This window comes from Shewanella sp. BC20 (genome assembly GCF_003129585.1).
In the GTDB taxonomy this organism is placed as follows: domain Bacteria; phylum Pseudomonadota; class Gammaproteobacteria; order Enterobacterales; family Shewanellaceae; genus Shewanella; species Shewanella seohaensis.
Map to the genome: position 1 here is coordinate 506,602 of NZ_NHRI01000001.1, position 12,371 is coordinate 518,972.

Below are 12,371 nucleotides of genomic sequence, written 5' to 3' on the forward strand. Positions count from 1 at the left end.
AAAAAATAAAGCCCCTTTCGCATCGGCGTAAAGAGGCTTGAGAGGGAGTAAAACGACTTAGAGGACTATCCAAGTCGCCTTGATTTCGGTGTATTTGTCGAAGGAGTGCATGGATTTATCGCGGCCATTGCCCGATTGTTTGTAACCACCAAAAGGCGCCGTCATATCGCCACCATCATAATGGTTAATCCACACCATACCCGAACGCAGTGCCTTGGCGGTTTTGTGCGCCTTGCTGATATCCGCCGTCCACACGCCAGCAGCTAAGCCGTAAATGGTGTCATTGGCTATCGCAATCGCCTCGTCCATGCCATTGAATTCAATGACAGATAACACTGGGCCAAAGATTTCCTCGCTGGCGATTTTCATCTTGTTGTGTACTTGGCTAAAGATAGTGGGCTGCACATACACGCCGCCCGTTTCGGCCAGCACTTGCTGTCCACCATGGACTAAACTGGCGCCTTCATCTTGACCCGCCTTGATATAGCTTAAGATGGTATCTAGTTGTTGCTTATCGACCACAGCGCCGCTAACGGTAGCGGGATCCAGCGGATGCCCGGGCTGCCACGAGGCGAGTTCTTCAGCAATCAGCGCAATCAATTGCTCTTTAACCCCAGATTCCACCAGCAAACGCGAGCCTGCGGTACAGACTTCACCTTGGTTAAAGGCAATGGCTTCGGCCGCCGCCACCGCCGCCGCTTTGAGATCGGGCGCATCGTTAAATACAATGTTCGGGCTCTTACCACCAGCCTCGAGCCACACCCGCTTCATATTCGATTCGCCCGCATAAATCATTAATTGCTTAGCGATTTTTGTTGAGCCAGTAAAGACCAAGGTATCCACATCCATATGCAGTGCCAGCGCCTTACCGACCGTATGCCCATAACCCGGCAGTACGTTTAGCACGCCCTTAGGGATCCCTGCCTGTACCGCAATTTCAGCAATCCGAATCGCGGTTAAGGGAGATTTCTCAGAGGGTTTAAGAATAACGCTGTTGCCCGTTGCTAGTGCTGGTCCGAGCTTCCAACAGGCCATCAATAACGGGAAGTTCCAAGGCACAATCGCCGCCACCACGCCTACGGGTTCGCGGGTGATCATGCCGATTTCATTATGTGCCGTAGGCGCCAGCTCATCGTAGAGTTTATCTACGGCCTCACCCGACCAACGGATAGCACGGGCGGCGCCGGCAATATCTACCGCCTTTGAAAAACGGATTGGCTTACCCATGTCTAAGGTTTCTAGCAGAGCGAGTTCATTGGCATTTTCTTCCAATAACTCGGCAAAACGGATCATCACTTGCTTACGTTTAACGGGAGCTGTCTTTGACCATACGCCAGATTCAAACACCTCACGGGCATTAGCGACGGCAATATTGGCGTCCATCAGATCGCAACTGGCGACCTTGGCTAATACGCGTCCGTCGATTGGGCTGACACAATCAAAGGTGCTGCCCGCTGCCGCATCGCGGTATTCGCCATTGATATAAGCCTTGCCATTGATTGCTAGGCTAGCAGCGAGGCTTTCCCAATCACTCCGTTTTTTAGGTGTACTCATGATGACCTCTTAATCGTTTGTATTTGTTTATTTTAGCTTTATTGGGATGAGGGCTATCTCGACGGCCAAATGCCAAAGATGACCTAAGTCGTTAACTGCTGCTTAGATTACGCTGTTCAATCATTAATATTCAATATTTTTTACAAAAATAGCATTTTTGCCACAAATAACTGCACACACCTCTTCCATGTTCATTATTTCTAACATAGCATAGCAAATATTAGCCACCATTAACGAAGACCTGACCTCATTTAACAAGGAAAAGGACAAGGTAAACACTATGGCCGATTCACCCTACAACACAACGCATGAGCATCCTTCTCTCGAACATTATTGGATGCCCTTTACCGCCAACCGCCAGTTTAAAGCTAGCCCTCGCCTGCTCGCCCAAGCAGAAGGCATGTATTACACGGATATCAATGGCAACAAGGTATTAGACTCAACGGCTGGCTTGTGGTGTTGTAACGCCGGCCATGGACGCCGTGAGATCAGCGAAGCCGTTAGCAAGCAAATTCGCGAGATGGATTACGCGCCTTCCTTCCAAATGGGTCATCCCCTCGCCTTCGAACTCGCCGAGCGGTTAACTGAACTCAGCCCTGAAGGACTCAATAAGGTCTTCTTTACCAACTCTGGATCAGAGTCCGTCGATACCGCGCTTAAAATGGCACTCTGTTACCACAGAGCCAATGGCCAAGCATCGCGCACCCGTTTTATTGGCCGTGAGCTGGGCTACCATGGCGTAGGATTTGGTGGCATTTCAGTAGGGGGCTTGAGCAATAACCGTAAAGCCTTTAGTGGCCAACTGCTGCAAGGCGTGGATCACCTGCCGCACACCTTAGATATTCAAAATTCAGCCTTTAGCCGTGGCTTACCTAGCCTAGGTGCCGAAAAAGCCGAAGTATTAGAACAACTCGTCACACTCCACGGCGCTGAGAATATTGCCGCCGTTATCGTTGAACCTATGTCGGGTTCGGCGGGAGTGATTTTACCGCCACAGGGTTACTTAAAGCGCCTACGGGAAATCACCCAAAAATACGGCATCCTGTTGATTTTTGACGAGGTGATCACTGCCTTTGGTCGCGTCGGCGCCGCCTTTGCCAGCCAGCGCTGGGGCGTTATCCCCGACATAATCACTACGGCCAAGGCCATCAATAATGGTGCGATCCCAATGGGCGCCGTGTTTGTGCAGGATTTTATTCACGATACTTGTATGCAAGGCCCCACCGAACTCATCGAGTTTTTCCACGGCTATACCTATTCAGGGCATCCAGTAGCGGCGGCCGCGGCGCTCGCCACGCTGTCTATCTATGAAAACGAACAACTATTTGAACGCAGCTTCGAACTTGAGCGTTATTTCGAGGATGCCGTTCACAGTCTCAAAGGTTTGCCGAATGTGATTGATATTCGCAACACCGGATTGGTCGCAGGCTTCCAACTCGCGCCGAATAGCCAAGGCGTCGGCAAACGCGGTTACAGCGTGTTCGAGCATTGTTTCCATCAAGGCACGCTCGTGCGGGCGACGGGCGATATTATCGCCATCTCCCCACCGTTAATCGTAGAGAAACACCAAATAGACCAAATAGTTAACAGCCTAAGCGATGCAATTCGCGCCGTAGGATGATGCACAATTTTTTATCTAACGCCCAAATTGGGGGCAATTGAAAGGTTACCTATGCTGACAATGACTCATTATGTGAATGGCGAGCACACCGCCGCCAGTACAAGAAGCCAAGAGATTTTCGAACCCGCTACGGGAGAATGCCGAGGTCAGGTCTCCCTCGCGAGTCGCGACGAAGTCTCCGCCGCCATTGCTATCGCCAAATCGGCCTTCGACACTTGGTCACAGGTAACGCCCCTCAATCGTGCTCGTGTGTTATTTAAGTTTAAAGCGCTGGTCGAGCAACATATGGATGAGCTGGCGCGACTGATTACCTTAGAGCACGGCAAAGTGCTCGATGATGCGCGGGGAGAACTCATCCGCGGCCTCGAAGTCGTCGAATTTGCCTGTGGTATCCCACACTTACTCAAAGGTGAGCATACGGAGCAGGTCGGCGGTGGTGTCGACGCTTGGTCAGTCAATCAAGCTTTAGGTGTTGTCGCAGGCATAGCGCCCTTTAACTTCCCCGTGATGGTTCCCATGTGGATGTTCCCAATCGCGATTGCCTGCGGTAACACCTTTATTATGAAACCCTCGGAGAAAGACCCAAGCGCGGTAATGCGTATTGCGGAATTACTCACCGAAGCAGGCCTCCCTGCAGGGGTATTTAACGTAGTCAACGGTGATAAAGAGGCCGTCGATACCCTGCTCAGCCATGAAGATATTCAAGCCGTCAGCTTTGTAGGCTCCACCCCGATTGCCGAATACATTTACAGCACCGCATCTAAACACGGTAAACGGGTGCAGGCCCTCGGCGGCGCGAAAAACCATATGCTACTGATGCCGGATGCGGATTTAGATCAAGCGGTTAGTGCCCTCATGGGCGCCGCCTATGGCAGTGCGGGCGAGCGTTGCATGGCTATTTCGGTGGTATTGGCCGTAGGAGATGTGGGCGACAAGCTGGTCGATAAATTATTACCGCAAATTCAACAGTTAAAAGTGGGCAATGGCCTCACCCCAGAGATGGAAATGGGGCCGTTGATCTCCCGCCAACACCTCGCCAAAGTCACGGAATTTGTCGACGCTGGCGTCCAAGAAGGCGCGACCTTAGTGGTAGATGGTCGTCAGTTAAGCGTGGCCGACCATCAGCAAGGTTACTTCTTAGGAGCCTGTTTATTCGATAACGTCACTCCAGAGATGCGTATTTACCGCGAAGAAATCTTCGGCCCAGTGCTGTCGATTGTGCGAGTTAAAGACTATGCCAGCGCACTGGCGCTTATCAACCAACATGAATTTGGCAATGGCACCGCCATCTTTACCCAAAGCGGTGAAGCTGCCAGACATTTTTGCCACCATGTGCAAGTCGGTATGGTCGGGGTTAACGTGCCCATCCCAGTGCCTATGGCCTTCCACTCCTTTGGTGGTTGGAAACGTTCGCTCTTTGGTCCCCTGCATATGCATGGTCCTGATGGGGTACGTTTTTATACCAAACGTAAAGCCATCACGGCACGCTGGCCCGTAGGCAAACAGACTCAGGCCGAGTTTGTTATGCCCACCATGAAATAACCTCGGTGGGAGCCAATATGACCATGAGCGTAACCTCGATCATTCGCTTTGCCAGCGCACAGTCGCCGGTGGAAAGTTATCAAGTCGCCCCAGAAAAGCGCATCTCTGGTAGCCCCACCCAGCAATTACAGAATCATTACTCTAGCCCCTGTAATCAATTCCATAGTGGAATTTGGCAAAGCGAATCAGGCGCTTGGAAAATCAACTACACTGAATACGAGTATTGCGAGATCCTCGAAGGGACCAGCGTCATCACCGATCTTGAGGGACAGTCACAAACCTTCAGTGTCGGCGACCGATTTATTATTCCTGCGGGGTTTCAAGGGGTGTGGCAAGTCGTTGAGCCCTGCCGCAAGGTTTATGTCATCTTCGAACAAAAGTGAGTTTCATAGGGGGTGCTTTTTACCTCGTTTAACCAAGCTAAAGCAATTTAGCTTAACTCGCCATGAGGTCACAGCTACGGGGTTTCCTGAGTTGTTGTTTGGCAAAGCAACGAATGTACTAGCCTGTTTTAAAAGCTAAAAGAACTTAGTACATCCGTGTCAACCAAGAAAATGGGAGAAATACTGTGAATAACAACCTAAATAAAAAGCGGCTGGCACAAGTTGTTGGGCTCGCGCTAACGACCAGTTTATTCTCCGGCATTGCCGCCGCAGAAGTGTCGGGGGAAATTGGCGTAACCAACGATTATCGCTTCCGTGGCATCTCGCAAACTGCGGGCGATCCTGCGGTTCAAGGCGGAGTCGATTGGAGTTTTGAGTCGGGATTTTCGGTCGGCGCTTGGGCCAGTAATGTCGACTTTGACGAGCCAGGTTACAACGGTCCAGATATCGAGTACGACTTCTATGTTGCCTACGGCGGTGACATCAATGATAACGTCAGCTACGACGTGACCCTCAACCGCTATAACTATTCGGGCGAGAGTGATCTCGGCTATTTCGAAGTAACGGCTGGCGTCGAGTTTAGCGGCTTTCACGTGGCCTATTGGTACACCAATGATTACGGTGGCAGCGATTTAGATTATCACTACGGCGAAATCAATTACTCCTATGAGTTTGTTGAAAACTGGAACCTCGATCTGCATTACGGCTACAACGTAGGTGATGCTTTAGACGATGGTGAAGGCTTTGATAGCTACTCGGATTATTCCGTTGGCGTATCTACCGAATTTATGGGATTTGGCCTGTCACTCGCTTGGCTTGGCACAGACTTGAGCGGCGATCAGAAAGTCTCCGACGGTGTGTGGAAAAACGACGATACCGTATTAGCAAGCGTCAGTTACGCCTTCTAATTCACACCCTGCAAATACTAAAAAGCCCTCTGTTGAGGGCTTTTTTATATCGCGTGATAACCGATTACCAGTGACGCATCTTATGGCCTTTAACGGCATAAAAGAGAATAAACAGGTAGCAAGGTAACATCACCATATAACCGCCCTGCTGCCCCATATCGGTGGCCGAACTCGTGAGTCCCCAAAACAGTGGACCGAAAGCACCACCCGCAATCCCCATGATGAGTAATGCCGAACCAGTGCTGGTGAGCTTACCTAAACCCGACAGCGCCAGAGGCCATACCGCAGGCCAAACAATCGCATTGGCTAATCCTAAGAAAGCAATGAAAAGTAAGGTATCTGGCAAGGCCACACCGCCGAAAGGCACTAACAGAGCATTGGCAATCGCGTAGGAATGGTTATCCCCAAACAGTATGGCTAGGGTCAGTAATAGGCCAAGAATCGCCGAAATCATCAGTGCCGTTGGCTGAGAGATGAAGCGAGGAATAAGGATAATCCCTAAGGTATAGCCCAGCACCATACACACCATAGTGTATGAGGTCATCACACCGTAATGTTCAACGCCCAGTGATAAGGCAAAAGTACCGATAGTGTCGCCAGCAATCACCTCAACCGCCACGTACACAAATAGCGCGATAACCCCAAATGCGAGGTTAGGATGAGACAAGGCAGCCTTGATTTGGCCTTTATCTGTGTGCTCGGCCACTTCATCTTCATTAGAGAGTTCTGGCAGTGGAGATTTTTTAACAGCAAGCGCCAACACCCCAATAAAAATCGCCATGCCGAGGTAAGGGAAAACCAAGCTGTTTGCCATTTCATCAATTTGCACTTGGGTTAACGTAGTGCCAATGCGGTCTTTAAAGCTATCTAAAATCAATGCAGAGAAAACTAAGGGTGCAATCACTCCCGCACCTTTATTCAAAATGCCCATCACACTCACACGGGCCGCGGCAGACTCTTCCGGCCCAAGGCGAACCACGTAGGGATTGACCGCCGTTTGTAACAGGGTTTGGCCTGTGCCCATCACTAATTGCGCACATAAAAACAGGCCGAATATTTGGGTCTTAGCCGCAGGAATAAACAGTAAGCCGGCGAGCATCATGATGCCCATCCCCAGTGCCATACCATTCTTATAACCCACTTTACGGATCACCCACGCCGAAGGCAGCGCGGTAAAAGTCACTGCAATGTAGAAAGAGAACAGGATTAATGAGGCTTGGAAGGGATTGAGTTGCAAAATTTGTTTTAAATAGGGCATCAAAGATCCATTCAACCACGTTGCGAATCCGAGGATGAAAAAGAGTGCTGCCACTATCGCCATGGGGAGAAAACTGCTTTTCTGCTGGCTTTTATCGAGTGTCATTTCCATAAACCTGCTTCTTATAGTAATTAATTTTTTAAGGTGATGGCGGGACTAAAAACCGCTGAGTATTCCGCACATCCGTATCGCAACTCATCTGCAATGGCTAATGTTATCATCCGAACGCACCATTGTTTCAGTGATGTTAAAACAAACAACGCAAAAAGACAACGCTGTCATTTGCGATTTAGCCCGCAAAATGGCCTTGTTTGCCCAGAATTAGCCATAAACACTCAATTAACCGCTGATTTACAACCAAAGTTGTTCTGAGCTCTTTGTTTGCTAGAAATAAAAAAGCCACAGAGGTGAGTCTGTGGCTTTGAGAAAAATCTGCTATCGACGTTAGATCCGCACAAAAATGTTGCGACGATACATCCAATACAGCACTAACCATTGGACGGTGAGTAAACCAATCACGGCCGCTAAGGGCTGAGCATTTTCCGGCAATGCCCCGATAACACCACCGAACACACTCTGGGCAATATACTTCCAATCCACCAGACTAGAGGCCAAATAAATAATGATGGCGTTAGTGCCTATCACCACAAAAATAAAGGTGAGCTTTTGCCATTTGAGCACATCCACTAGGGCATAAAACAGCGCTAACAGCAGCATGCTCCAACCGCTAGTGACCAATACAAATGAGCTTGTCCACAGCTCTTTATTGACGGGAATAACCCCATCCAGCAACCAGCCTAGGGTCAAACAAACACCACCAGCAACGCTCAATAAGCCAACCTTAGCCCACTCCCCTTTTGGATGGGATTTCACAATAAAGTGACCGACAAACACACCCGCTAAGGCGTTGACTACGGCGGGCAGTGTCGATAACACGCCTTCAGGATCGGGCGTTCGTCCTTGATAACTCACACCTGGCAATAAAAGGCTATCCACATAAGCATTGATTGACTCAGTGGGTGATAACACTCCAGCCTGTCCACCAGGAAACGGCAACCAGAGTTGCACCGCGCCATAGGCCACTAATATGCCCAAGGCCACCAGCACTTGGGTCCTCAAACTGGTATGCCAGACCAGCAAGGCGGCAAAAAACCACGCAAAGGCAATTCGGCCTAAGACGCTGGCATAACGGACTTTTTCAGGATCGGCAGGCGCCCCCATTCCCCAACCATGGTTATAAAGAATGCCGAGCAATAATAGAAGAAACAGCCGCTTAATCCCGTGGCGATACACAGGCATCCGCTCATGCATTGGTAGTTTATCTAAGCGTTTTGGCGATAATCCAAGGGCAACACCTGAGAGGAAAATAAACAGCGGGAAAATCAAATCATAGAAGCGAAATCCATTCCACTCACTATGGTGCATTTGGGTATCACCCCATTGCCAGCCAGCCCAGCCCGTCAAGATAAGCAAGGCGCCAAATAGGGCTTCGCCACCTAAAATCCAAAACATATCGAAGCCGCGCAAGGCATCGAGGGACATCAACCGCGGTTTTGACTGACTCTTTTTCGTGACAGCCTCCTGAGCATTCACGCCCGTATTGGCAACAGATTCCGGTGCAGTCGTACTCATACCATTATCCTTTATTATTGTTATTTCACTTATTTTATAACTTTTGAGCAAAATGCAGACTGTACAATAAAAAAACTTAGCCCCTGTCATCAAAATAAGACAAGGGCCAAGGTTAACGCTTTACTGACTCAACCCACACTAAGGGCGAACATAAACCGCATTTCCAGCAATATAGTTGGCCAGCACTTTATATTGATTATCCAGCAGCACTAAATCGGCACGCTGCCCTACTGCTAACCGACCAACGTTTTCGGCAATGCCAAGGAACTCGGCAGGATACAAAGATGCCATCCGCAAGGCCTCACCGAGCGATAAACCGAGCATCTTCACACTGTTCTCAACCGCTGTCGCCATGTCTAACACACAGCCTGCCAGCTCACCTGTCACTGCATTTAATCTATCGCCGACACGCAGTACCTGAGTACCAAACAGTTCAAAACTGGTTTCATCATCCATGCCCACTGGCGGCATAGCATCGGTCACCAACATCACTTTGCCACGAGGTTTAGCGCGCAGGGCGACCCTTGCTGCAGCGGGGTGCACATGGTGGCCATCGACAATCAAACCACACCAAGCGGTTTCGCTCTCAATCGCCGCGCCCACCACGCCAGGCTCTCGGGAACCTAAGGGTGACATAGCATTGTAGAGGTGAGTAAAGCCTGTTGCCCCCGCCGCTAAGGCTGCGACAACGGTATCATAGTCCGCATTGGAGTGGCCTAAACACACTTTAACGCCAGACTCCACCAACAGGCAGATCACCTCAGGCGAGACATTTTCGGGCGCTAAGGTCACCACTCGAATACCTAAATCCTGACGGCAAAAAATCGCCAGTTCAGCCTCAGTGATCTCACGGATAAAACCTTGTGGATGCACGCCTTTTTTAGGTACCGAAAGATGCGGGCCTTCAAAATGAACGCCTAATACGCCTGCACTCTTTTGCGCGACCGCACTGGCAACCGCATCGGCAGCCTTGGCCATCACCTGCACATCATCGGTGATAAGCGTGGGTAAAAAGCCTGTGGTTCCAAAGCGAGCATGCGCCTTACCTATGGTTTCAATGCAAGCGACCGTTGGGCTGCTATTAAATAACGCGCCGCCACCGCCGTTAACTTGCACATCGATAAAACCTGGCACTAGGGTGCCTGGGTAGCGAATTTCCTTAGCACCCGATGCGGTGTCTAAGCTGGCTATCAGCCCATCTTCAATGGTGACAGGCACATCCCGATGGAAGGCTTCACCATCAAACAGTTGCTCGGCAATTAAGGTGAATTTCATCCCAAACCTCTTTTCAAATTAACGCGGCGACAACGGCCATCCATTACAGCGTTTGAGTGACTTTTTTCAGCCCTGCGGGTTGGTCTGGGTCAATACCACGGGCAATCGCGACTGCGGCCACGTCGATATAAAAACGTTGTAGCAAGGCTAACGGCGCAACACGTGGATGAATATCCGTCGACGTTTGATTCAAATGCACTAAATCGGCGCCACGTTGGCTCACATTTTCAATCTGTTCGATATGGCTAGCGTACGACTCATCGCCAATGCAGACATCCACAATCGTAAGTTTTTTCTCCACTAAGGTCACAGGACCATGGAGGAACTCAGCGCTACTAAAGGCTTCGGCATGGATAGAACACACTTCTTTTAACTTAAGTGCGATTTCCTTAGACACGGCATAACCTAAACCACGGCCTAACACGACTAAGTTTTTCACGTTTTCAACCGATGCTGGAGTCAACTGTGGCTCGGCATCGACCGCAGTTTGCAGTGCTTGCGGTAATGAGTTAACAGCTGCTGCGAGGGATTCGTTCTGCGTCCATGCCGAGGCTAATTGTAGAATCGCCGACAGAGTTGCAAGGTAGCTCTTTGTTGCGGCAACGGCTTTCTCTTCGCCAGCACGTAATGGCACTACCACATCGACGATATCCTTGATTGGTGCGGTTTCATCATTCACTAACGCCACACAAAACGCGCCTGCGTTTTTTGCCATACGTGCTTGGGCTAAAATATCAGGGCTGCGGCCAGATTGCGAAATCACAATCACTAATCCGCCTTCTAACTTCAAGGTTTTACCGTAAACGCTGGCCACAGATGGCGCGGCAGCAAAGGTGGGGACACCCGCTTCAATTTCAAAAAGATATTTAGCAAATACACCTGCATGGTCCGATGAACCACGGCCCACAATCATCACAAAACGGGGATCGAAAGTACGCAGTTTTTCACCTAACTGCTGCATTAAATCGGCGTTAGCGGCTAACTGACCCGCTATCTTCTGCGGTGCGGTGCGAGCTTCTTGCTCCATAATAGTGTTTGTCATGTTTTTACCTTACAAATCAATACGGGTATTGCTTTAGCACTGATGCGCTAAAACGGCTTATTCATTAATGTTGATTGAGTTAAATTGCTGCTGAGCGAAGTACATGGCACCCAATTCTGGCGGCGCTAAGGTTTCAGAAATCTTGGCCACCACATCGCTGCCAAGCCATGCCTGTAGCGGTTCGGCAAGACCACCGATCATAGAGAATCGCACTGGATTGAGGCTAAACAGCTTGCGTGCCATTTCACTGATGTAATCGGCGCCTTCCTGCACAATCCCGCGAGCGACTTCATCTCCCGCGTTGGCGCAATCGAGTACGCTTCTGGCCAATTCGGCATAGCAACTCGAAGACTTTCCGGCGAGATGCTCGACTATGCCCAAGGCATCACTTACCCCAAAATGGTTTAACAGCATCTTGGTTAAAGCTGTCGGCGCGGCAAAGCCATCGAGGGCGAGTAACACATGCTCGGCGGCTTTTAAACCTAACCAAGCCCCACTGCCCTTATCGCCCAGCGCAAAACCGTGTCCGCCAATGCTTAAGCTGTCATCACCTACATGGGCATAACCGCAGGAGCCTGTGCCCGTAATGATCACCGCACCATCCGCGCCGCGGTGTGCACCGATACAAGCGGTATGAAGATCCGTAGTGACATACATGGCAGCAAACGGATGCTCCCAGCTGATCACATCCTGATACAGGCGCGGCACATTGACTCCTGCCAGCCCTAAGCCCGCAACCAGTAAATGGCTATCGGTTTCCTTCATGCCCGCATCCAGCAGAGCTTGACGAGTCGATGCTTCAATAGATTCAAATGTTTGTGCAAGACCATGCAGCGGATTAGCGCGCCCAGCAACACCTGTCCCTAAAACGGTACCGTCCGCAGTATAGATAGTGGCTCGGCACTTACTGCCGCCCCCATCAACACCGATAAACAGTTGTTGATCTTTTGTCTGGACTAACCCCATGACACCCCTCTTCATCTCTTAATGCAGCGCTACCGTTGCTTATACTTATGCCGTTAATACGACACTCAACTTTAGTTAACTCAATGTTACAGCAAAAATGACAGCGTTGTCATTTACTTTTTGAAGCAATTTCTAATCAAATGTCAGGCGAAATAATTGACTGAAAGTGAAAAAGAAAAAGGCTGTATTT

10 protein-coding genes are annotated in these 12,371 nt (G+C 49.9%); 4 read left to right on the forward strand and 6 right to left on the reverse strand.

Annotated features, from left to right (window positions below):
• Positions 1 to 57 precede the first annotated feature (57 nt).
• The gene (locus CBX96_RS02155; protein ID WP_109285535.1) at positions 58 to 1,554 is read right to left on the reverse strand and encodes an aldehyde dehydrogenase; all 1,497 of its coding nucleotides are present in this window, start codon (positions 1,552 to 1,554) and stop codon (positions 58 to 60) included.
• Positions 1,555 to 1,834: 280 nt separating this feature from the next.
• On the opposite strand from CBX96_RS02155, the gene CBX96_RS02160 reads away from it, so the two are divergent.
• The 4 genes from CBX96_RS02160 to CBX96_RS02175 all read left to right on the forward strand — a co-directional run bounded on the left by CBX96_RS02160 (position 1,835) and on the right by CBX96_RS02175 (position 6,008).
• Positions 1,835 to 3,175 (forward strand): aspartate aminotransferase family protein, encoded by a 1,341-nt coding sequence (locus CBX96_RS02160; protein WP_089067227.1) that lies wholly within the window; start codon positions 1,835 to 1,837, stop codon positions 3,173 to 3,175.
• A 51-nt stretch (positions 3,176 to 3,226) separates the two neighbouring features.
• Positions 3,227 to 4,717, forward strand: coding sequence for a CoA-acylating methylmalonate-semialdehyde dehydrogenase (locus CBX96_RS02165; RefSeq protein WP_109285536.1), 1,491 nt, complete (start codon positions 3,227 to 3,229; stop codon positions 4,715 to 4,717).
• A gap of 17 nt (positions 4,718 to 4,734) precedes the next feature.
• Positions 4,735 to 5,100: a cupin domain-containing protein gene (locus CBX96_RS02170; RefSeq protein WP_109285537.1), complete on the forward strand. Its 366-nt coding sequence runs from the start codon at positions 4,735 to 4,737 to the stop codon at positions 5,098 to 5,100.
• A 185-nt stretch (positions 5,101 to 5,285) separates the two neighbouring features.
• Positions 5,286 to 6,008: a TorF family putative porin gene (locus tag CBX96_RS02175; RefSeq protein WP_109285538.1), complete on the forward strand. Its 723-nt coding sequence runs from the start codon at positions 5,286 to 5,288 to the stop codon at positions 6,006 to 6,008.
• Positions 6,009 to 6,072: 64 nt separating this feature from the next.
• Here CBX96_RS02175 and nagP read toward each other — a convergent pair whose 3' ends face one another.
• The 5 genes from nagP to nagK form a co-directional block, all read right to left on the reverse strand.
• Complete coding sequence (nagP, locus tag CBX96_RS02180; protein WP_109285592.1) at positions 6,073 to 7,371, reverse strand: N-acetylglucosamine MFS transporter NagP; 1,299 nt, start codon at positions 7,369 to 7,371, stop codon at positions 6,073 to 6,075.
• A 339-nt stretch (positions 7,372 to 7,710) separates the two neighbouring features.
• Positions 7,711 to 8,898: a transmembrane glucosamine N-acetyltransferase NagX gene (nagX, locus tag CBX96_RS02185; protein ID WP_109285539.1), complete on the reverse strand. Its 1,188-nt coding sequence runs from the start codon at positions 8,896 to 8,898 to the stop codon at positions 7,711 to 7,713.
• Positions 8,899 to 9,036: 138 nt separating this feature from the next.
• The gene (gene nagA / locus CBX96_RS02190; RefSeq protein WP_099457652.1) at positions 9,037 to 10,173 is read right to left on the reverse strand and encodes an N-acetylglucosamine-6-phosphate deacetylase; all 1,137 of its coding nucleotides are present in this window, start codon (positions 10,171 to 10,173) and stop codon (positions 9,037 to 9,039) included.
• A gap of 43 nt (positions 10,174 to 10,216) precedes the next feature.
• Positions 10,217 to 11,215, reverse strand: coding sequence for a glucosamine-6-phosphate deaminase NagB-II (nagB-II, locus tag CBX96_RS02195; protein WP_109285540.1), 999 nt, complete (start codon positions 11,213 to 11,215; stop codon positions 10,217 to 10,219).
• Between the two features lie 57 nt (positions 11,216 to 11,272).
• Entirely contained in the window at positions 11,273 to 12,181 is a 909-nt protein-coding gene (gene nagK / locus CBX96_RS02200) for an N-acetylglucosamine kinase (RefSeq protein WP_109285541.1), read from the reverse strand.
• Positions 12,182 to 12,371 lie beyond the last annotated feature (190 nt).

What these genes read in the sequence shown, in the direction of transcription:
- nagB-II (WP_109285540.1), bottom strand. Translation starts at nt 11,215, where the DNA reads ATGACAAACACTATTATGGAGCAAGAAGCTCGCACCGCACCGCAGAAG.
- nagK (WP_109285541.1), bottom strand. Translation starts at nt 12,181, where the DNA reads ATGGGGTTAGTCCAGACAAAAGATCAACAACTGTTTATCGGTGTTGAT.
- CBX96_RS02165 (WP_109285536.1), top strand. Translation starts at nt 3,227, where the DNA reads ATGCTGACAATGACTCATTATGTGAATGGCGAGCACACCGCCGCCAGT.
- CBX96_RS02170 (WP_109285537.1), top strand. Translation starts at nt 4,735, where the DNA reads ATGACCATGAGCGTAACCTCGATCATTCGCTTTGCCAGCGCACAGTCG.
- CBX96_RS02160 (WP_089067227.1), top strand. Translation starts at nt 1,835, where the DNA reads ATGGCCGATTCACCCTACAACACAACGCATGAGCATCCTTCTCTCGAA.
- CBX96_RS02155 (WP_109285535.1), bottom strand. Translation starts at nt 1,554, where the DNA reads ATGAGTACACCTAAAAAACGGAGTGATTGGGAAAGCCTCGCTGCTAGC.
- nagX (WP_109285539.1), bottom strand. Translation starts at nt 8,898, where the DNA reads ATGAGTACGACTGCACCGGAATCTGTTGCCAATACGGGCGTGAATGCT.
- nagA (WP_099457652.1), bottom strand. Translation starts at nt 10,173, where the DNA reads ATGAAATTCACCTTAATTGCCGAGCAACTGTTTGATGGTGAAGCCTTC.
- nagP (WP_109285592.1), bottom strand. Translation starts at nt 7,371, where the DNA reads ATGACACTCGATAAAAGCCAGCAGAAAAGCAGTTTTCTCCCCATGGCG.